We start from the raw sequence: 20,063 nt of genomic DNA, 5'->3' as shown, positions 1-20,063 counted from the left end.
CGGCCGGGCAAGGCCATCTCAGTTGATCAGCGTTGGCTTCGACACGCCCACCGGCCCTTGCGGCATCACGCCAAGGCGGCGCGCCACTTCGGTGTAGGCATCGGCCAGATCGCCCAGATCGCGGCGGAACACATCCTTGTCGAGCTTGCGACCGGTTTCGATATCCCACAACCGGCAACTGTCGGGGCTGATCTCATCAGCCACGATCAGCCGCATGAAATCTCCGTCCCAAATACGCCCGATCTCGATCTTGAAATCCACCAGCTTGATCCCCACCCCAAGCATCAACCCACTCATGAAATCGTTTACCCTGAGCGCCAGGCTCACCATGTCATCCATGTCCTGCTGCGTGGCCCACTGGAACGCGATGATGTGCTCTTCGCTGACAATCGGATCGCCCAATTCGTCGTTCTTGAGGTAGAATTCTACGATCGGACGCGGCATCGCCGTGCCTTCTTCGATGCCCAGGCGCGGACAGATCGAGCCCGCAGCCACATTGCGCACCACAACCTCCAGCGGGATGATCTCCACCGCCCGGATCAGCTGCTCGCGCATGTTGATGCGCTTGATGAAATGGTTCGGGACGCCAATCGCGGTCAAACCGTTCATGAAGAACTCGCTGAGCCGATTGTTCAGCACGCCCTTGCCGTCAATCACGTCGCGCTTCTCGGCGTTGAACGCCGTGGCGTCGTCCTTGAAATACTGAACCAGTGTTCCGGGTTCGGGACCCTCATACAGGACCTTGGCCTTGCCTTCGTAGACCTTCTTACGCCGTGCCATGTCTGCCGTCCCATCCCAGGGCGCAGGCGTTTGGACCCGCGCAAATATGCGCTGGCTATAGGTCATCGCGCGTTGTGTCGCAAGCACGCGCAAAGGCTACGCCTTGCGGCCCTCTGGCGCGCGGGGATATGCTTTGGCCAAAGTAACCCTTGCCCGAACGGAGCAGCCCAGATGTCCACCTTCGATGACCGCGAAAACGCCTTTGAGAACAAATTCGCCCATGACGCCGAGATGCAGTTCAAGGCCGAGGCTCGCCGCAACAAGCTGATGGGCCTTTGGGTCGCCGAGGCGCTCGGGAAATCTGGCGACGAGGCCACTGCCTATGCCGCTGAAGTGGTGAAGGCCGATTTCGAGGAAGCCGGCCACGAGGACGTCATGCGCAAGGTGCTCGGCGATCTGGGCGGCAAACTCTCCGAGGCCGAGGTGCGCGCAAAATACGAGGCCCTGCTGGCCGTCGCCAAGGCGCAATTGATGGACGAGGTCTGAACACAGACCCAGGCACCGCCTCGGGCGCACGCGACCCGGCCCGCAGGCCAAACTGCACAGACCAAAAGGCGGGTCCGATCCAGGCCCGCCTTTTTGAACTCGCCTCATAAAAATCATGCAACTTTTCAGCCTTGTTCATAATGAACGCGCGCGGCACACAGCCCCACATGCGCAAAACAAGGCCGCCCCATGACTGATCGCCTCACCCGTCTTCTGGAAACCCGCGACTGGCTGCTGGCCGATGGCGCGACCGGCACGACGCTATTCAACATGGGACTGCAATCGGGCGATGCACCCGAGCTTTGGAACGTCGATCATCCCGAAAGGATCAGCGCACTTTACCAGGGCGCGGTCGATGCGGGCTCGGATCTGTTTCTGACCAACACGTTCGGCGGCACTGCGGCGCGTCTGAAATTGCACGACGCGCAGACCCGCGTCTTTGACCTCAACAAGGCCGGGGCCGAGATCGGTCGCGACGTCGCGGATCGCGCGGACCGACCGGTCATCGTTGCGGGGTCCGTCGGCCCCACCGGCGAGATCATGGCCCCGATGGGCACGTTGACGCATACGCTGGCCGTGGAGATGTTCCATGAACAGGCCGAGGGGCTGAAGGCCGGCGGGGCGGATGTGCTCTGGGTCGAAACGATCAGCGCACCGGAGGAATACAAGGCCGCCGCTGAAGCCGCGCGGTTGGCCGACATGCCTTTCTGTGGCACGATGAGCTTTGACACCGCAGGACGGACCATGATGGGCCTGACATCCCTTGCCATGGCGCAGATGGTTGACCGCCTGCCCCATAAACCCGTGGCGTTTGGGGCCAATTGCGGGGTCGGCGCGTCGGATCTGTTGCGCACGGTGCTTGGCCTGCGCGCCAGCGGCACCGAACGTCCGCTGATCGCCAAGGGCAACGCGGGCATCCCGAAATACGTGAACGGTCACATCCATTACGACGGCACGCCGGAGCTGATGGCGCGCTACGCCGTGCTCGCCCGCGATTGCGGAGCCACGATCATCGGCGGGTGCTGCGGCACGACACCGGAGCATCTCGCGAACATGCGCGCCGCGTTGGAAACCACCCCGCGCGGCGCGGTGCCCGGCCTCGACACGATCGCGGCTGAACTTGGTGGCTTCTCCTCGGATGTCGATGGCACCGAGGCCACGCCGGGGCCCGCCCGGGAACGGCGGGGCCGCCGCCGCGCGCGCGCCCAAGCCTGAGCTCGCACTTGCCGCGGACCCACTGACCGGGCAACCTGTCTCCACGCGGCACCACCTGGCCCGCCAAACCGGACCACGCCGCCCAACGCGAAGGGGAACGCCATGTCCACCCGCGACGCCGCTTTCTGGGACAAGATCGCGCCGAAATACGCGACTGATCCAATCAGTGACCAAGCCGCCTACTCGGCCACCCTGACCCGTATGCGCGATCTGTTGCCTCGGCAAGCGACGGTGTTGGAGCTTGGCTGCGGCACCGGATCGACCGCGCTGGAACTGGCGGGCGGCGTCTCCTCTTACCTCGGCACCGATGTCTCGCCGGGCATGATCGACATCGCACGCGCGAAACTGGGGGCCGACACGGCTCCGGGCCTATCGTTTGCGGTGGCCGATGCGGGCACCTTGCCCGCAGGTCCGTTCGATACCGTCATCGCATTGAACCTTCTGCATCTGGTGCGCGACCTCGACGCGGTCGTTGCGCAGATCTTCGAGGCCCTGCCCCGCGGCGGTCTGTTCCTGTCGAAGACCGGATTGATCTCGGACGGGGCCTGGTTCCTGCCGCTGGCGATCCCGGTCATGCGCGCGATTGGCAAGGCACCTTTCGTGCGCAACCTCAGCCGCGCAGAACTCGAAGCGGCCATCACCCGTGCGGACTTTGAGGTCAAGGAGACGCTGCTGCAGCCCGACACCGCGCCGCGCCTTTTCGTCGTGGCCCGCAAACCCTAAGCCCGCAACCCCTGAGCCCGCAAACCGTAACCTGCCGCACAGAGCCCCATGTCAAAACAGCGCCAACTGGTCCCCCTCGGCCAGCGGAACCTCAAACAGATCGCACCTGAGCGGCGGCAAATTTTCGGCCAATCCCGCCGCGCGCACCGCACGCGAAAACCGTTGCTGCAAAAGATCGGCCCATATGCCTTCGCCGCGCATTCGCTTGCCGAACTCGGCGTCATATTCCTTGCCACCATGCATATCACGCAGCTTCGACATCACCCGGCCTACCCGTTCGGGATAATGCTCGGCCAGCCAATCCTGCCAGAGCTGCGACACTTCGAGCGGCAGGCGCAGGGGGATCATGCTGGCCGCCACCGCGCCCGCATCGCGCGCCGCGCTGACGATCGCATCGATCTCGTGATCCGTCAGGCCGGGCACAATCGGCGACACCATCACACGGACCGGGACGCCTGCGTTACTCAGCCGTTCGATGGTGCGCAACCGCCGTGCAGGCGGCGGCACCCGCGGCTCCATCTTGCGCGCAACATCAGCCTGCAACGTGGTGACGGACACGCCCACCCGCGCCAGGCCCGCCTGCCCCATCTCGCTCAGGATATCGGCGTCGCGCTCGATCAGGCTGCCCTTGGTGACGATGCCGACCGGATGGCGAAACCGCTGCAACACATCCAGAACCCCGCGCATCACGCGGCGGTCTTTCTCGATCGGTTGATAGGCGTCGGTGTTGGTTCCAATGGCGATCACATCGCAGCGATAGGACGGGCGCCGCAATTCCGCCTCCAACACCTGCGGCGCGTCGGGCCGTGCAACCAGTCGTGTCTCGAAATCAAGCCCCGGCGACAGGCCAAGATAGGCATGGGTCGGGCGCGCAAAACAATAGATGCAGCCATGCTCGCATCCCCGGTATGGATTGATCGATCGGTCAAACGAGATATCGGGCGAGGTGTTGCGCGTGATGATGCGGCGCGGGCGCTCATCGGTGACTTCGGTACGCAGCATCGGGCGATCTTCTACAAGATTCCAACCATCATCCACCGCCTCTCGCCCCTGCCGTTCAAATCGCCCGGCCACATTGCTCAGCGCGGCCCGGCCAGGAGGTTTGGAAGTTGGAAAAGCCATGGCGCAACATGGAACATTTAGCGAACATTTGCAAGGCAGGTCGCGGCGCAGACGCCCCATGTCGCAATTCGCCATGTGTCGCCCGCCGAAAAGATTACCAATTTTCAAAAGCCAACCGTCCGACTGCGCGCAGGACACGTCATGGAGAAGGCCCATGTCTGAAGAAGACGACGATATCATCCTGTCCGAACTCAACGACGAAGACCTCGTCGCGCAGATGTTCGACGACCTCTATGACGGCCTCAAGGAGGAGATCGAGGAAGGGGTCAATATCCTGCTGGAGCGCGGGTGGGAACCCTACCGCATCCTGACCGAAGCGCTGGTGGGCGGCATGACCATCGTCGGCAACGACTTCCGCGACGGCATCCTCTTCGTGCCCGAAGTCCTCATGGCCGCCAACGCGATGAAGGGTGGCATGGCGATCCTGAAGCCGCTGCTGATCGAGACCGGCGCGCCGCGCGTCGGCAAGATGGTGATCGGCACCGTCAAGGGCGACATCCACGACATCGGCAAGAACCTTGTGTCGATGATGATGGAAGGCGCAGGCTTTGAGGTGGTCGATCTGGGCATCAACAATGCCGTTGAGGCCTACCTCGAGGCGCTGGAGACCGAAAAACCCGACATCCTCGGCATGTCCGCCCTGCTGACCACGACCATGCCCTACATGAAGGTCGTCATCGACACGATGAACGAACATGGCATTCGCGACGATTACATCGTGTTGGTCGGCGGCGCGCCATTGAACGAGGAATTCGGCAAGGCCATCGGCGCCGACGCCTATTGCCGCGATGCCGCCGTGGCGGTCGAAACCGCCAAGCAATTCGTCGCGCGCAAGCACAATCAGCTCGCCGCTGGCGCCTGAGCCACGCTGCCTCTAGCATTGGCCCGCGCGGGAACGTCTCGCGCGGGTTTTTTCACTTGGGCACTGGTAGGCGCGCGCACAGATGCAGATCATCCTGACCGGACCGGACGACGCATCCCTGTTCGACCACCTGCACGCCGATGTCTTCGACGCCCCGCCGCAGCCTGACCTTCTGCACAGCTACCTCGCCGATCCGCGCCTGCACATGGCCGTGGCTGCTGTCGAAGGCCAGATCGTCGGCATGATCACGGGCATGCACTACCATCACCCAGACAAACCGCCTCAGATGTGGATCAATGAATTGGGCATCGCGGGGCCGCATCGTCGCCGCGGCTATGCGACCGCCTTGATTGCGCGGCTCTCAGATCATGCCGCCAGCCTTGGATGCAACGAGATTTGGGTCGTTGCAGACCCGACGGATATGGCCGAAGCCTTCTACGACAGTCTCGGCTGGACCCGCACCGGCACGCGCCTTGCGATGTTCAGCGCGCCCGTGCCCGCCCGATGATGCCGCCCCGCGATCTGGCCCTGGCGTTTGTGGTGATCCTGGTCTGGGGTACGAACTTCACCGCGATGAAACTGGCGCTCGATGCGCTGCCGCCGCTCTTGTTCGTCGGCCTGCGCTTTGCGATCCTTGTGCCGCTCATCTTCCTGTTCAAACGCCCCGCTTCTTGGTTTGCGATCCTTGGGGTCGGGGCGCTCTTGAACATGGGCCAATTCGCCTTCCTCTTCTCGGCCATGCGCGCCGATGCCTCCGCGGGGCTGGCTTCGCTCCTGCTGCAAAGCCAGGCGCCGCTGACCATCCTTCTCGCCGCACTGGTATATGGCGAACGCGTGACGTGGTTGCAGGCTACGGGCATCGCACTGGCCTGCGCGGGCGTGGCGGGCTTTGCCCTGATCGGCGGCGGCAGCATCACGCTTTGGGGTCTCACGCTGGTGCTGTGCGGCGCGCTGTCATGGGCGTGCGGCAACCTGATCCTGCGCCGCCTGCCGGGGGTCAACATGCTGGCGCTGTTCGTCTGGGCGAGCCTCATTCCGCCCCTGCCCATGCTGGCGATGTCGGCAGCGTTCGAAGGCCCCGCCCCCTTTGCCACCATCGCCGCCATGGACACGTCCGGCTGGGGCGCGGTGCTTTATGTCGCGATTGCCTCGACCATCGTCGGCTACTCGATCTGGGGCGCGCTCCTGTCGCGCCACCCCGCCGCACAGGTCACGCCCTTCGCCCTCGGCATCCCGGTCGTCGGCATCTCCACCGCCGCCCTGATCTTGGGCGAGAGGATCACCGGGCTTGAGGCCATTGCGGGCCTTGTGATCCTGTGTGGCATCGCGCTGGCCGTCCTTGCGCCGCGCCTGTCCGGGCCGCGTTAATCCGCCGCGCTTGGCACGCGAAAAAATCGCTCCATCTCACGCATTTAAAACAACGTGAGGACGACAAACATGAACATCCAATTCCGCATTCTCTTTGGGCTTTTCTTCCTGGCCCTCGCGGGCTCCGCACTGCTGCTGTGGCTGGCGCTGGCCTGGGGCCACGGGTTCTGGGCGATGGCCGCACCCTTGGGAGTCGGCGCGATGCTCAGCCTTGTATCATGGAGCTTCGTGCGCAAGCTCTGACACGCAAAGGGCGGGCCGCCTCGCTGCGACCCGTCCCTTTTATTCCGCTGCGTCCGGCTTAGGCCGTGCGCTTTTCCAGATAGACCACCGTGGCTGCTGCCACGACGCCGTACAGCACGTGACCGGCCAGTGCGACCCAGGTGATCCGGGCGAAGCCAAGGAAGGCCGGGTTGCCGGCGAACCAGGCGATGAAGCCAATCGCGAACACCCACAACGCCGCACCGTAGAGCGCCGAGGCGATTGTCCAATGCAGGCCTGGCAGAACCCTGGCAAAGATCGGCCGCGCGATGAACAGCCAGCCCACCGGATAGGCGATCATGCCCACCAGAAACAGGTGCATCAGGTTGCCATAAGGCGCGCCATTGGGCAGGCCGAGCGCGCCCAGAAAGCCGCGCGCGAGGCCGACCGGTGCAAGCCCGCCAAAGCCCAGAAGCGGTGCGACCACCTTGCCCCAGATGTCGAAGGACATCGAAGCGGCGGCCCCCGACAACAGGATCAAAACGATCGTGTCAGCGGAGATGCGCGGAAGGGCGGATGCGGTCTGGTTGGTGGTTGTGCTTGCCATTTTGTCGGGTCCCTTTTGTGGTATGTCGGTGGCGTGATCGCCGTGTGTCTTGGCTGGACCCACAATCACCGCACCGGGCGCTTCGCTCAATTGACGGCCGCGTGAGCGCACAGGCACGTGAGAGGTGTTTCAATGCAAGTGAGTGACGAAAATCTGGTGGAGCATGGGATGCAAGCCCGCAAAACCGGGCGCGTGCTTTTGTTGGCGTGCGGCGCTCTCGCCCACGAAGTGCTTGCTTTAAAAAGGATAAATTGCTGGGATCATCTGGATCTCCAGTGCCTGCCCGCGAAATTGCACAACACGCCCGACGCCATCCCCGACGCGGTCGCCTCTGCGTTTCGCGCACGCGAACGTGCGTATGCGCAGGTCTACGTCCTCTATGCCGATTGCGGCACCGGCGGTTTGTTACAGGCCAAATGCGCGGAATTGGGCATCGAGATGCTCGAAGGTCCGCATTGTTACAGTTTTTTCGAGGGAAACGCGGCATTTGCGGCCCGTGACGAGATGACGGCCTTCTACCTTACCGACTTTCTGGTCCGCCAATTCGACGCCTTCGTCACCAAACCCCTCGGCCTCGACCGCTTCCCCGAGCTGCGCGACATGTATTTCGGCAATTACGAAAAACTCGTCTATCAGGCACAGACCGACGACCCGGGCCTGACCGACCTGGCCCGCGGCCATGCGGAGGCGCTCGGCCTTGCGTTCGAGCGCCGCTTTACGGGGTATGGCGATCTGGAAACCGCGCTGATGCGCCTTTGAGCCATGCCTTAGTGATTGTCGCGCGGCAGGTCCTTCGCGATGCGCTGATACGCCGTCGCCAGCTCCAGGCACCCGCCATCGGCAAGTTGCCCGACGTGGGCGCGGTAGATCTCTTGCCAAGGTGTCTGGTGTTCGATCTCCGGCGGGGTCCACGCAGTCTTGCGCGCCTCCCATTCCGCCTCCGGCACCAGCGCGTTCAACGTCCCTTCATTCAGGTCGAGCCGCACCTGATCCCCGGTCTGCAAATAGGCCAATCCACCGCCAACAACGGCTTCGGGCGAGGCGTTCAGAATCGACGGGCTCTCCGACGTGCCCGATTGCCGCCCGTCACCGACGGTCGGCAAGTGCCTGATACCATTGCGAATAAGCTCGTCAGGTGGCTGCATGTTCACCACTTCGGCAGAGCCGGGATACCCGACGCAGCCGACACCGCGGATGAACAGGATCGAGCGCTCATCAACGGCAAGATCGGGGTCGTTGACGCGGTCGTGGTAATCCTCGGGCCCTTCAAAAACAACGGCGCGGCCTTCGTATTTGTTGTCCTTGAGGAAGCGATTTCGGAAGTCTTCGGAGATCACCGAGGTCTTCATCAAGGCGCTGTCGAAGAGGTTGCCGGACAGGACCGCGAAGCCAGCACTCTCACGCATCGGGTTGACGACGGGACGGATAACATCCTGATCCAGCGACCGAATACCGGCAAGCGTATCCGAAAGCGGCTGCCCACTGGCGGTCATCACGGAGCCGTCCAGCAGGCCTTCGGCGATCAATTCGCCCATCACGGCGGGGACGCCGCCGGCGCGGTAGAAGCTTTCACCGAGGTATTCTCCGGCGGGTTGCATGTTCACGAGAAGCGGCAACGCATGGCCGATCTCCTCCCAATCGGTGACGTGCAGCGCGACGCCCGCATGGCGGGCAAGCGCCTGAAGGTGGGGCGGCGCATTGGTGGATCCGCCGATGGCGGTGTTGACTTTGATCGCGTTTTCAAAGGCTTGGCGGGTGAGGATGTCGGATGGCTTGAGGTCTTCTTCGACCATCTCGACAGCACGGCGACCGGTCAAATAGGCCATCTCCATCCGCTCGCGAAACGGCGCGGGAATGGCTGCGGCGCCGGGAAGGGTCATGCCGAGAGCTTCGGCCAACGCGTTCATCGTGGAGGCAGTTCCCATGGTGTTGCAATGGCCCAGAGACGGCGCAGAGGCGCAGGCCAACTCCATGAATTCATTGTAATTAATCTCGCCCTTGGCGATCAGGCGACGGCCTTCCCAGATGCTGGTGCCGGAGCCTGCGCGCTTGCCTTTGTACCAGCCGTCGAGCATGGGGCCGCCGTTGAGCGCGATGGCAGGGATATCGACCGTGGCAGCCCCCATGAGCATGGCGGGCGTGGTCTTGTCGCAGCCCGTGGTCAGCACGACGCCGTCGATGGGATAGCCGTGCAGAACCTCGACAAGCGACAGATATTGCAGGTTCCGGTCGAGCGCGGCGGTGGGGCGTTTGCCGGTTTCCTGGATCGGATGGACGGGAAATTCGAGCGGGATACCCCCCGCATCCCGAATACCCGCCTTGATCCTATCCATCAGGAAAACATGGATTTTATTGCAGGGCACCAGATCAGAGCCGGTTTGTGCGATGCCTATGATCGGCTTTTCGGCCTGCAACTCACCCTTGGTAAACGCCTGGTTCTGATAGCGTTCGAGATAGAGCGCGGTCATGCCCGGATTGTTGGGATTGTCGAACCATTCCTGGCTGCGATAGCGGCGATTGGCGCGGGTTTTGGACATGGTTTGGTTCCGTATAATGAGACCGCAATTCGGATATTGGAACCCTACCCCGGACCGCGCAGGGCCTCAAGCGATGCGAAGGCGCGTTCAGCGGACCGGATATGCGGCAGATGAACGGGGTTTGACCGCCGCAGTTCTGCGCGGCGAGATGCGGTCATTGGAGCGCATATGTGTATGGATGAACGGGGTTTTTCGCGAAACAGTCTTCAGGTAAACGGAGTTCGCGCGCTGGCCGGAACACGCGGCAAGATGTGTCCCAAGGGGCGCAGCTGCCGTCTGATGGACAGGTTTGGCGGACGGGTCCGACAGTCGGTCAGGCCGCGCCTAGATCAGCGGGATCGCGTCGCGCACGAGCGGGGCAAGATCGCTGTCATCCTCGGCAGCATGGGCCTTGAGCGCGTCGCGCATTTCCGGGCCCCAGAAATCCTTCAGATGGCCGGCCACGCGCTCGGCCTGATCCGCGCCCGGTTGGGTGGCGAAGAAGGTGGCGATCTGATTGGCCATGCGGGTGAGCTTTTCATGCGGCATGGATCTTGCTCCGGTCGATACGGTTGGGATGGGTGAAGGTCTCAAGGCGCCCATCTCGGGCGAAGGCGGCGATGGTGAGGTTTGCGGCCTCAGCCAGACGCACGGCATGGGCCGTGGGGGCAGAGACGGCGATAAGGATCGGGCATCCGGCGAGGACGGTCTTCTGGACCATCTCGACGGAAACACGGGAGGTAAGAACGATGGCGGCCTGGCTGAGGTCATGACCATCACGCAGAGCCGCACCGATAAGCTTGTCGAGGGCGTTGTGGCGGCCCACGTCCTCGCGGGCGAGGATGAGGCCGTTGCCGAGCAAAAGACCAGCAGCATGGACGGCGTGTGTGAGGTCGTGAAGCGGCTGATGGCCGCGCAGGGCGTCCGGCGCCTTGGCGGCCTCGGCCAGCCCGATAGAGCCACCCTGCCCCAGCACCGGCAAATCGCGCAGCGCCTGTTCGAGTGAATCGATCCCGCAAAGGCCGCAGCCGACGGGGCCCATCATCGCGCGGCGACGTTCGCCGAGCGCATCAGCAATGGCGTCGGGGACCCAGAAACGGGCTTCGATGCCGTGATCGGTCTCAACAATGTCGAGGCTTTCGATCTGATCGGGCGTGGCGAAGCCTTCGGTGAAGGCGAAACCGGTAGCGAAATCGCGCAGGTCGGCGGGGGTGCACATCATGACGGCCTGGGTGGAACCGTTGACCGTGACGGCCACTGGCACCTCTTCGGGCAGCGACCGCGCCACATCGCGCGCGCCCTCGGGGCCGAGGGCCTGCGCCGATATGGAGCGGGTCGGTTTCACTCCGCCGCCTCGATCCGCCGCGACATCGCCGCCTGTTCGTTATACTCGCGCTGCCATTCGGTGGGCCCGTTCGACAGGCCGACCTGCACCGCCGTGACCTTGTATTCCGGGCAATTCGTGGCCCAGTCGGAGAAGTCGGTGGTGATGACATTGGCCTGCGTATCGGGGTGGTGGAAGGTCGTGTAGACGACGCCCGGCACGACGCGGTCGGTGAGCGTCGCGCGCAGGCTTGTTTCGCCCGCACGGCTCGCCAGTTTGATCCAGTCACCCTCCTTGATGCCGCGCACTTCTGCGTCGTGGGGGTGGATTTCAAGCACATCCTCGGAATGCCAGACGGAGTTCTCCGTGCGCCGGGTCTGCGCGCCCACGTTGTATTGCGACAGGATGCGTCCGGTGGTCAGCAGGAGCGGGAAGCGCGGGCCGGTGCGTTCATCGGTGGCGACATATTCGGTGTTGATGAAACGCCCCTTGCCGCGCACGAAACCGTCGACATGCATGGTCGGCGAGCCTTCGGGGGCCGCGTCGTTGCAGGGCCATTGGACCGAGCCGCGTTCCTCCAGCATGTCGTAATTGACGTTGGCGAAGCCGGGGGTGGTTTCCGCGATTTCGTCCATGATTTCAGACGGATGGGTGTAGTTCCAATCGGCCCCCATGGCCTGCGCCAGAAGCTGCGTAACCTCCCAATCGGCATAGCCCTGCTTGGGCTTCATCACCTCGCGCACGCGGTTAATACGACGCTCGGCATTGGTGAAGGTGCCGTCCTTTTCGAGGAAGGTGGAGCCGGGCAGGAAGACATGGGCGTAATTGGCCGTCTCGTTGAGAAAGAGGTCATGCACGATGACGCATTCCATGGCGGCGAGACCGGCCTGGACATGGTGGGTGTCGGGGTCGGATTGCAGGATATCCTCGCCCTGGCAATAGAGGCCTTTGAACGTGCCCGAGACGGCGGCGTCCAACATGTTGGGGATGCGCAGGCCGGGTTCGGGGTCGATCTTGACGTTCCACTTGCTCTCGAAAATTGCGCGGACCTCATCGCCTTTGACGTGGCGATAGCCGGGGAGCTCATGGGGGAACGAGCCCATGTCGCAGGAGCCCTGCACGTTGTTCTGGCCCCGCAGCGGGTTCACGCCGACGCCCTCGCGGCCGATGTTGCCGGTCATCATGGCGAGGTTCGCGATGCCCATGACGGTCGTGGAGCCTTGGGAATGCTCGGTGACGCCGAGGCCATAGTAAATGGCACCGTTGCCGCCGGTGGCGTAAAGCCGGGCGGCCGCACGCAGCTCCTGCGCCGAGACGCCGGTCAGAACGGCGGTCATCTCGGGCGAGTGGCGCGGATCGGAGACGAATGCGGCATAGTCCTGGAATTCGTCCCAATCGCAGCGGGTGCGGATGAAGTCTTCGTCGTAGAGCTTCTCGGTGACGATGACATGGGCCAGCGCCGTGACGACGGCCACGTTGGTCCCGGGGCGCAGCGGCAGGTGATGCAACGCCTCGATATGGGCGGAACGGACCACGTCTGTCTTGCGCGGGTCGATAACGATCAGCTTGGCGCCCGCGCGGACGCGTTTCTTCAGGCGGCTGCCGAAGACGGGATGCGCATCGGTCGGGTTGGCGCCGATGATCACGGCGACATCAACCTTCTCGACGCTGTCGAAATTCTGCGTGCCGGCGGAGGTGCCGAAAGCCTGACCCAGACCGTAGCCCGTGGGCGAGTGGCAGACCCGCGCGCAAGTGTCGGTGTTGTTGTTCATGAAGACGCCACGCGCGAGTTTCTGCACGAGGTAGGTTTCCTCATTGGTGCAGCGCGACGAGGTGATGACGCCGATGGATTTGCGGCCGTGCTTTTGTTGCAGCGACTTCAGGCGGTTGGCGGTGAAATCCATCGCCTCTTCCCAGCTGACTTCCTTCCACGGCTGATCAATGCTGTCGCGGATCATCGGCGACAGGATGCGGTCCTGGTGGTTGGCATAGCCCCAGGCGAAGCGACCCTTGACGCAGGAATGGCCGCGATTGGCCTCGCCACCCTTATAGGGGGTCATGCGGACCAATTCGTCACCGTTCAACTCCGCCTTGAACGAGCACCCCACCCCGCAATAGGCGCAGGTGGTCACGACGGAGCGCTCGGGCGTGCCAAGCTCGATCACGGATTTCTCTTGCAACGTCGCGGTCGGGCAAGCTTGCACGCAAGCCCCGCAAGAGACGCAATCGGAGGTCAGGAAATCGTTGTCCGGCCCCCCGGCCGAGACGCGGCTGTCGAAGCCCCGGCCCTCAATGGTCAACGCAAAGGTGCCCTGCACCTCTTCGCAGGCGCGCACGCAGCGGTTGCACACGATGCATTTCGACGGATCGTAGGTGAAATACGGGTTGCTGTCGTCCTTTGGCAGCCACTCGGGATTGTCCTGCACACCGGTGCGGGCCTCGAAATGGTTGGCGAGCCCCGCGCCCTCGGGCGCCTCATAACGGACATCGCGCAGGCCCACGGCGCCCGCCATATCCTGCAATTCGCAATCGCCATTGGCCGCACAGGTCAGACAATCAAGCGGGTGATCGGAGATATAAAGCTCCATCACACCCTTGCGGATCTTCTTCACCTTAGACGATTGCGTCCGCACCACCATCCCTTCGGCCACCGGCGTTGTGCAAGAGGCGGGCGTGCCGCGCCGCCCCTCGATCTCCACCACACACAGGCGGCAAGAGCCGAACGCTTCGAGATTGTCAGAGGCGCAGAGTTTCGGGATCGACATGCCGATCTCGGCAGCAGCGCGCATCACGGAGGTGCCCTCGGGAACGGTAACCTCGAACCCATCGACCGTCAGCGTGACCGGTGCGCCATCAACAGCAGGCGTGCCCATATCGCGATCGTCGAAGATTTTCCGATCATTGGGGATGATGAAATCTTTCATATCAAACGCACTCCGCCTTCTTTGCTTCAAAAATACCTCGGGGAGCGCGAAGGGCAGCGCCCCTCTCCTCGGGCGACGACGCAGTCGGCGCAAAACCAAGAAGCCTTGTCATTCCGCAGCCTCCCTTGCACCGGCAAACTCCTCGGGAAACTGCTCCAGCGCGCTCATCACCGGATACGGCGTGAAGCCGCCGAGTGCGCAGAGCGAGCCGTCTTTCATGGTTTCGCACAGGTCCACCAGAAGCGGGATCGCAGACACGTCGCCCTGCCCGATCCGGTCGATGGTCTCGACCCCACGCACGGCCCCGATGCGGCACGGCGTGCACTTGCCGCACGATTCCACGGCACAGAATTCCATCGCAAACCGCGCCATGCCCAACATGTCGGCGGTGTCGTCAAAGATCACCACGCCCGCGTGCCCGATCAGCCCGCCTGCCCCGTCGAAGGGTTCATAGGCAAAGGGCGTGTCGAATTTCTCGGGCGCGAAATATGCACCGAGGGGTCCGCCAACCTGCACGGCCTTGACCGGGCGACCCGACGCGGTGCCGCCCGCGACATCGTTCACGAGTTCCCCGAGCGGCAGGCCAAAGGCGGTCTCGAACAGGCCACCGTGTTTCACATTGCCCGCGATCTGGATCGGCATCGTGCCCTTTGAGCGGCCCAGGCCGAAACTGGCGTAATGCTCGGCGCCCTTTTCGAAAATCACCGGGATCGTTGCGAGCGAGATGACGTTGTTCACCACGGTGGGCCGGCCAAGAAAGCCTTCGAGCGCAGGCAGCGGCGGCTTGGCGCGGACCACACCGCGCTTGCCTTCGAGCGAATTGAGAAGCGAGGTTTCTTCACCGCAGACATAGGCGCCCGCGCCGACGCGGACCTCGATATCAAAGGCGTGCTCCGAATGAAGAACGGCGCCGAGGATATTGTTTTCACGCGCAATTCTGATCGCGGCTTCCATCACCTCGATGGCGTCGGGATATTCTGAGCGGAGGTAGATGTAGCCCTTGGTTGCACCAACGGCGAGGCCTGCAATCGCCATGCCTTCGATCAGGCAGAACGGGTCGCCCTCCATGATCATGCGGTCGGCGAAGGTGCCACTGTCGCCCTCGTCGGCGTTGCAGACGATGTATTTCTGCAGGCCGTCGGCATTGCGCACCGTCTCCCACTTGATGCCGGTGGGAAAGCCCGCCCCGCCGCGCCCGCGCAGGCCGGAGGCGGTGACCTCGGCCACGATCTCGGCGTCGGACATGGCGACCGCGCGGCGCAAGCCCGCGAGGCCGCCATGGGCCTCGTAATCGGCAAGCGACACGGGGTCGATCACGCCGCAGCGCTGGAAGGTCAGGCGGTTTTGCCTGGCGTAGAACGGGATTTCTTCGACGGGGCCAAGGGTTTCGGCGGAGCCGTCAAGGATGGCGGGAACATCGGCAGGTGTGGCCGCGCCATAGCCGATACGGGTGCCGTCGCGCGTAACCTCGACCAGCGGCTCCAGCCAGGTCATGCCGCGTGAGCCGTTGCGGATGACCTCCGCCCCGGCGGCTTCGAACGCGGCGGCGACGGCATCTGCGCCGAGGGCCTTGGCGGCAGCATCGCGTGGCACGTAGACTTTCATCTTGTCATCCTGACGGGCCTTCATGCAGAGACCTCCGACACCAGCGTCTCGGCGGTGACGCGGCCGCGCACCTGCCCGTTGACCATCGCGGCCGGGCCACAGGCGCAGAGCCCGAGGCAATAGACCGGCTCGACCGTGATGCGCCCATCGGCGGAGGTGCCGTGCCAGTCGAGGCCAAGCATCGAGAGCACCTTGTCGGAGAGCGCATTGGCGCCCATCGCCTGACACGCCTCGGCGCGACAGATCTTGAGCACGTGCTGGCCCGCCGGTTCGCGGCGGAAGTCGTGGTAGAAGGAGATCACGCCGTGCAACTCGGCCTGCGTGATGTTGAGCGCCTCGGCGATGGGCGCGCGCGCCGCGTCAGGCACACAACCGAACGTGGCCTGCACATCGTGCAGGATCGGCAGAAGCGGGCCTTCGAGGGTAATATTCTTGTCGAGGATCGCCTGAATTTCGGCGGTCTCGGACGGGGCGGCTGTGGCTGTCATGGCGAGCTCCGGAGCTTTCGTACTCAGGATGCAGGGTTTTTAATCGCGTTTCAATATTGATATCCCGTCAGTCGATTGAAAATACCAATGTATGCAATCGGACATGTACCGGTCGAAATCCGACATGTTGCCGAGATTCAGCCCGAAAAATCGGCCATGGTGCGGGTTTCGCGGATCAGCGCCTCGATGATCGGCGTGTGGGGCTCGCGGTAGGGCGCGACGAGGCCGACGGAGTGGTCCATGCCGCCGCCCTCGATCGGGCGGATCGCCAGATGCGGTTTACCGGCGCACAGGAAATGCGCCATGTCATGGGGCAGCACGGTGACCCAGCCGCCCGCCTCGACATGGGCCGCCAGGACCACGGTGGAGTTCGATTCGACCTGCGCCTCGGGGGAAATCCCGGCCTCCATGAAAGCTTCGTTGATGATCCGTCGATTTTGCATGTCGGGCGTCAGAAGACAGATGCGTTCGCCGGCCAGATCCTCCCACTGGATTTTGTCCTGCAAGGCGAGATCGCTGTCGCGGTGGGCCACGAGAGTGTAGCGTTCGCGATAGAGCGGCTCAACCGAGACGCGCCCGAGCGGTTCGTTGTCAAGATAGGAGAGACCGGCGTCGATTTCGAGATTTTCCAGCATTTTCAAGATCTCGACCGAGGTTCGGCTGAGGATGGTGAAGCGCACGTTGGGGTGGGCCTGCGAAAACTGCGCCGACAGCCGCGCGGCCCAGGTCAGCGCCGTGGGAATGACGGCAAGTCGGACAATCCCGCTGAGGCCATGGCGGGCGGTGCGCATTTCCTGCCGGAAGGTGCGGGCATCGCTGACCAATTGTCGGGCCCAGACCAGCGCCCGCTGCCCCTCCGGTGTCAGGCCGCCATAGCGCGAGCCGCGAAAGATCAGCTGTACGCCCAAGCTCTCTTCCAATTGCTTGATGCCGGTGGAAAGCGTTGGCTGGGTCAGGCCAAGGCTTTCGGCGGCGCGGCCAAAGTGACCTTCGCGGGCCACGGCGATGAACATTTCGAGCTTGTTGATCATACAAGGCTTTTGCCAATCGCAGACGCTATGTTCAATCGAAAATTCTGATCGATACCACAGCGGCCCGGGTTTTCCCGCGCATCCATGCCGAAAGCCCGCCGCCCTTCCCCGTACAGCCACCCTCGCCAACCCGGCCCTGCGCCCTATCTGGCCGGTCACCGAAACCAGGCGCCCAGACCGCGGCGCGCCGTGGTAATGTCGACAAGAAACAACGGGTCCGAGGCATGAGCGAAACACGTGCGGCACCGCGCCATCGCTGGCGGCTGTGGCTGGCTGGGGCCTTTGCGCTGCTGCTGACGGCGGTCGCGATCTGGGGTGCGCGTGATCTGGAGGTCGAGGCCGATGTGATCGGCGCGCTGGAGGGCAACAGCCAAGGCTTTCTCGATTACGCCCGGTTCCAGGACCGCTTCGGGCTGGGAGTGTCGGACGAGGCGCTGTTGGTGCGCGCGCCGGATCTGGCCGATGAAGACGCCTTCGCGGCCTTGGAAAACCTGATCCTCGATCTGCAATTCAGCGACGGCGTGGCGGAGGTGGTCAGCCTGTTCTCGATCCCCGCCGAAGGGGTCACGACGCCGCTGATCCTGGCCGATCCGGACGCGCCATTGGCCGCGCGGTTCGAGACATTCCTGGGGTCCGGCTCAGCGGCGCAGGCGCTGGTGAGCGATGACCGGAGCGCGGCGTTGTTGCACGTGATCGCCGCCGAGGGCGTGGCGCCGGGCGCCTTGGCAGAGCTTCTGCCCGAGCTGACGGCGGCGGCGGCCCCGCTCGACGTCCGCGCAGTGGGTCAGCAGGCGGTGGAGCGCCAGATCTCAACCAGTTTGATCCGGGATCAGGCGGTCGTGACGCCCCTGGCGGTGCTGATCTGCATCCTTGTGGGATGGTATATCGTGCGCTCGTTCCGGGCGATCCTCGTTTGCGCGGTGCCCGCGATCTGCGGCGTGTTGTGGTTCACCGGGCTTCTGGGCTGGTCGGGGCGCGCGCTGGACCCTTGGTTGGCGACGCTCCCGACGCTGGTGATGGTGCTGGCCTTCGCGGACACGCTGCACCTGTTTTATGCCAGCCGCGAGCGCGGCATGGGCCTGGACCGGGCCCTGCGTGAGGTCTTGCCCGCGGCCTTCATGACGTCGCTGACCTCGGCGCTGGCGCTGGGGAGTTTCGGCTTCGTGGGCACGGATGCGCTGCTGGGGCTGGCGTTCTGGGGTCCGGTGGCGGTGGCCTGCGGATTTGCCGCCGTCTGCCTCGTGTTCCCGATCCTCGCGCGGCTGTTGGCGCAGGAGGCGCTGCCGGATTTGCGGAGATTCGATGGCGCGCTCCGGCCCGCGCGCGCAGGCCTGCGGCGGCCCGGCCTTGCGGTGGCACTGGGGGCGTTGGTGGTGCTGGCATTTGTGCCGACGCTGAATCGGGCGGCGCCGACCTTTTCGCTGTCGGAACATGTGCGCGACGCAAGCCCGCTTGGGCAGGACCTGATCTACATGGAGGCGGAGGGGCTTGGCTCCGCGTCGTTGTTCGTGGTGGTGGACGATGCCGATGGCACGCCGGGCCTGTCAGAGGCCGACGCGCCGGGATTGGCCGCCGTGGCCGAGATTGCCTTCAGCGGCATCGGCGAGATGTCGGAGGGCACGCCGCAGATGCCCGAGCGGTTCCAGGCCGAGGACCGCATGGCGTTGGCGTTACCCGTTTTGCTGCCGCTTGGCACGGAGCCGGAGCAGTTCGGCGCGGAACTGGAGGCGCTAGAGGCCGCGCTGAGCGAGACCGGCATGGGCGAGATGACCGAGCTGGCCGGGCAATCGCTTTTGTCGCACGAGGTGGTGCCGGAGACCGTGGCGAGCATGCGGCAGAGCTTTTACATCGCACTTCTGGCGATCCTGGCGGTGGTGGCGATCTCGCAGCGCTCGTTGGTTTTGGCAATGCTGGCCACGGGGGTGAGCGCGATGCCGATGATGGCGATCGAGGCAGCCCTTGTCGTGACCGGTCAGGGGATGACGATGACGGTGGCCTTCGCGCTGACGGTGGCGTTCGGGATTGCGGTGGATGACACGATCCATTTCCTGAACCGGTGGCGGTTGGCCAAGGGGGACGTGGACGCGCGGGTGGCCGAGGCGCTGGCCCATGCGGGCCCGCCGATGGTGGCCTCGACCCTGATCATGTCGCTTGGGTTCCTTGCCACCGTGGTCAGCGCGACCGCGAGCCTGCCGGTATTTGGCGCATTCGTGATCTTCTCGCTCTGGATGGCGTTGCTGGTTGACCTAGGCTTTCTGCCGTCCCTGATACGAATGGTGAAACGATGACGTTGAAGACACTCCTCCTGAGCGCGGGCCTTGCGGTGCTGGCGATGCCGGCGGCGGCCGAGATCGCGGCGTGGATGTCGGGCGAATGGCGCACCAATGCGCGCCTGACAGCACCCGACGGGGCGCAATTGCGGATCCGCTGTACGTTGGAGGCGGCGGCGGCTTCGGCCAGCGATTGGACCGGCACGCTGGGTTGCGCGACCGTGCAAGGCCGGTTCACCGGCGAGTGGCAGATCGCGATCACGGGCGGCTCCGCCTCGGGTCAGGTGGTGTTCTCGGGCGCCGCGTCGGACGTGGTTGCTGTTTCCGGCACGGCGTCGGATGCGCGGGTCGATTTGGCGTCGGGCGATGGGCAGGGCGTGGCCTTTGCGCCGGGCACCGATGGCGCGCTGATCGTGGAGATGCAGGCGCTGGGGCCGCAGCGCCTGACCGGGGCGTTGTCGTTCGAGCCGCGCTGACCTGTTGCAGAAATGACCTCCCCCTGTTGGTGTCTTTCTGTCCATGCCCCCTGAAATCATGTTGC

Annotated in this window: 20 protein-coding genes; 10 read left to right on the top strand and 10 right to left on the bottom strand. The window is 64.1% G+C overall.

Translation table 11 applies throughout. The features are described from left to right. Positions 1 to 18: 18 nt before the first annotated feature. Positions 19 to 780 (bottom strand): phosphoribosylaminoimidazolesuccinocarboxamide synthase, encoded by a 762-nt coding sequence (purC, locus tag V8J83_RS02530; RefSeq protein WP_339983186.1) that lies wholly within the window; start codon positions 778 to 780, stop codon positions 19 to 21. A 171-nt stretch (positions 781 to 951) separates the two neighbouring features. On the opposite strand from purC, the gene V8J83_RS02525 reads away from it, so the two are divergent. The 3 genes from V8J83_RS02525 to V8J83_RS02515 all read left to right on the top strand — a co-directional run bounded on the left by V8J83_RS02525 (position 952) and on the right by V8J83_RS02515 (position 3,204). After that, the gene (locus V8J83_RS02525) at positions 952 to 1,266 is read left to right on the top strand and encodes a DUF1476 domain-containing protein (RefSeq protein WP_339983184.1); all 315 of its coding nucleotides are present in this window, start codon (positions 952 to 954) and stop codon (positions 1,264 to 1,266) included. A 189-nt stretch (positions 1,267 to 1,455) separates the two neighbouring features. Beyond that, positions 1,456 to 2,481 (top strand): betaine--homocysteine S-methyltransferase, encoded by a 1,026-nt coding sequence (gene bmt / locus V8J83_RS02520; RefSeq protein ID WP_339983182.1) that lies wholly within the window; start codon positions 1,456 to 1,458, stop codon positions 2,479 to 2,481. Positions 2,482 to 2,583: 102 nt separating this feature from the next. After that, on the top strand, positions 2,584 to 3,204 hold the full coding sequence (locus V8J83_RS02515; protein ID WP_339983180.1) for a class I SAM-dependent methyltransferase: 621 nt from the start codon (positions 2,584 to 2,586) through the stop codon (positions 3,202 to 3,204). Between the two features lie 51 nt (positions 3,205 to 3,255). Here the strand turns inward: V8J83_RS02515 and V8J83_RS02510 are convergent, their stop codons facing one another. Next, positions 3,256 to 4,326, bottom strand: a complete 1,071-nt coding sequence (locus V8J83_RS02510) for a PA0069 family radical SAM protein (RefSeq protein ID WP_339983178.1) — start codon at positions 4,324 to 4,326, stop codon at positions 3,256 to 3,258. A 154-nt stretch (positions 4,327 to 4,480) separates the two neighbouring features. On the opposite strand from V8J83_RS02510, the gene V8J83_RS02505 reads away from it, so the two are divergent. The 4 genes from V8J83_RS02505 (at position 4,481) to V8J83_RS02490 (ending at position 6,799) form a co-directional block, all read left to right on the top strand. Then, on the top strand, positions 4,481 to 5,188 hold the full coding sequence (locus V8J83_RS02505; protein WP_339983176.1) for a corrinoid protein: 708 nt from the start codon (positions 4,481 to 4,483) through the stop codon (positions 5,186 to 5,188). An 82-nt stretch (positions 5,189 to 5,270) separates the two neighbouring features. After that, complete coding sequence (locus V8J83_RS02500; RefSeq protein WP_339983174.1) at positions 5,271 to 5,696, top strand: GNAT family N-acetyltransferase; 426 nt, start codon at positions 5,271 to 5,273, stop codon at positions 5,694 to 5,696. Then, positions 5,696 to 6,556, top strand: a complete 861-nt coding sequence (locus V8J83_RS02495) for an EamA family transporter (protein WP_339983172.1) — start codon at positions 5,696 to 5,698, stop codon at positions 6,554 to 6,556. Before V8J83_RS02500 ends, V8J83_RS02495 begins: the two co-directional genes overlap by 1 nt. Before the next feature lie 69 nt (positions 6,557 to 6,625). Next, positions 6,626 to 6,799, top strand: a complete 174-nt coding sequence (locus V8J83_RS02490; protein ID WP_339983170.1) for a hypothetical protein — start codon at positions 6,626 to 6,628, stop codon at positions 6,797 to 6,799. A gap of 58 nt (positions 6,800 to 6,857) precedes the next feature. Here the strand turns inward: V8J83_RS02490 and V8J83_RS02485 are convergent, their stop codons facing one another. Beyond that, entirely contained in the window at positions 6,858 to 7,364 is a 507-nt protein-coding gene (locus V8J83_RS02485) for a hypothetical protein (protein WP_339983168.1), read from the bottom strand. 132 nt (positions 7,365 to 7,496) lie between these two features. Between V8J83_RS02485 and V8J83_RS02480 the strand changes: the two genes are divergently transcribed. Beyond that, positions 7,497 to 8,123 (top strand): DUF1638 domain-containing protein, encoded by a 627-nt coding sequence (locus V8J83_RS02480; RefSeq protein WP_339983165.1) that lies wholly within the window; start codon positions 7,497 to 7,499, stop codon positions 8,121 to 8,123. Between the two features lie 8 nt (positions 8,124 to 8,131). Here V8J83_RS02480 and V8J83_RS02475 read toward each other — a convergent pair whose 3' ends face one another. From V8J83_RS02475 to V8J83_RS02445, 7 genes are all read right to left on the bottom strand, one after another. After that, positions 8,132 to 9,901 (bottom strand): IlvD/Edd family dehydratase, encoded by a 1,770-nt coding sequence (locus V8J83_RS02475; protein WP_339983162.1) that lies wholly within the window; start codon positions 9,899 to 9,901, stop codon positions 8,132 to 8,134. 324 nt (positions 9,902 to 10,225) lie between these two features. Then, the gene (locus V8J83_RS02470; protein WP_339983159.1) at positions 10,226 to 10,429 is read right to left on the bottom strand and encodes a formate dehydrogenase subunit delta; all 204 of its coding nucleotides are present in this window, start codon (positions 10,427 to 10,429) and stop codon (positions 10,226 to 10,228) included. Continuing rightward, positions 10,419 to 11,225 (bottom strand): formate dehydrogenase accessory sulfurtransferase FdhD, encoded by an 807-nt coding sequence (gene fdhD / locus V8J83_RS02465; protein ID WP_339983156.1) that lies wholly within the window; start codon positions 11,223 to 11,225, stop codon positions 10,419 to 10,421. Before fdhD ends, V8J83_RS02470 begins: the two co-directional genes overlap by 11 nt. Further along, positions 11,222 to 14,128: a formate dehydrogenase subunit alpha gene (fdhF, locus tag V8J83_RS02460; RefSeq protein WP_339983153.1), complete on the bottom strand. Its 2,907-nt coding sequence runs from the start codon at positions 14,126 to 14,128 to the stop codon at positions 11,222 to 11,224. The genes fdhD and fdhF overlap by 4 nt, the downstream gene beginning before the upstream one ends. Before the next feature lie 108 nt (positions 14,129 to 14,236). Next, the gene (locus V8J83_RS02455; RefSeq protein WP_339985946.1) at positions 14,237 to 15,733 is read right to left on the bottom strand and encodes an NADH-ubiquinone oxidoreductase-F iron-sulfur binding region domain-containing protein; all 1,497 of its coding nucleotides are present in this window, start codon (positions 15,731 to 15,733) and stop codon (positions 14,237 to 14,239) included. Positions 15,734 to 15,753: 20 nt separating this feature from the next. Continuing rightward, the gene (locus V8J83_RS02450) at positions 15,754 to 16,221 is read right to left on the bottom strand and encodes a formate dehydrogenase subunit gamma (RefSeq protein ID WP_339983149.1); all 468 of its coding nucleotides are present in this window, start codon (positions 16,219 to 16,221) and stop codon (positions 15,754 to 15,756) included. A 137-nt stretch (positions 16,222 to 16,358) separates the two neighbouring features. After that, positions 16,359 to 17,252 (bottom strand): LysR family transcriptional regulator, encoded by an 894-nt coding sequence (locus V8J83_RS02445; protein WP_339983146.1) that lies wholly within the window; start codon positions 17,250 to 17,252, stop codon positions 16,359 to 16,361. 224 nt (positions 17,253 to 17,476) lie between these two features. On the opposite strand from V8J83_RS02445, the gene V8J83_RS02440 reads away from it, so the two are divergent. Together V8J83_RS02440 and V8J83_RS02435 are read left to right on the top strand one after the other, a co-directional pair. Next, positions 17,477 to 19,540, top strand: a complete 2,064-nt coding sequence (locus tag V8J83_RS02440) for an efflux RND transporter permease subunit (protein ID WP_339983143.1) — start codon at positions 17,477 to 17,479, stop codon at positions 19,538 to 19,540. Continuing rightward, positions 19,537 to 19,998, top strand: a complete 462-nt coding sequence (locus tag V8J83_RS02435; protein WP_339983140.1) for a hypothetical protein — start codon at positions 19,537 to 19,539, stop codon at positions 19,996 to 19,998. The genes V8J83_RS02440 and V8J83_RS02435 overlap by 4 nt, the downstream gene beginning before the upstream one ends. Positions 19,999 to 20,063 lie beyond the last annotated feature (65 nt).

It is taken from the genome of Gymnodinialimonas ulvae, from assembly GCF_037543845.1.
GTDB classification, from domain to species: Bacteria; Pseudomonadota; Alphaproteobacteria; order Rhodobacterales; family Rhodobacteraceae; genus Gymnodinialimonas; species Gymnodinialimonas ulvae.
The sequence above is the reverse complement of the archived record's forward strand: the minus strand, read 5'-3'. Positions and strand labels throughout refer to the sequence as shown.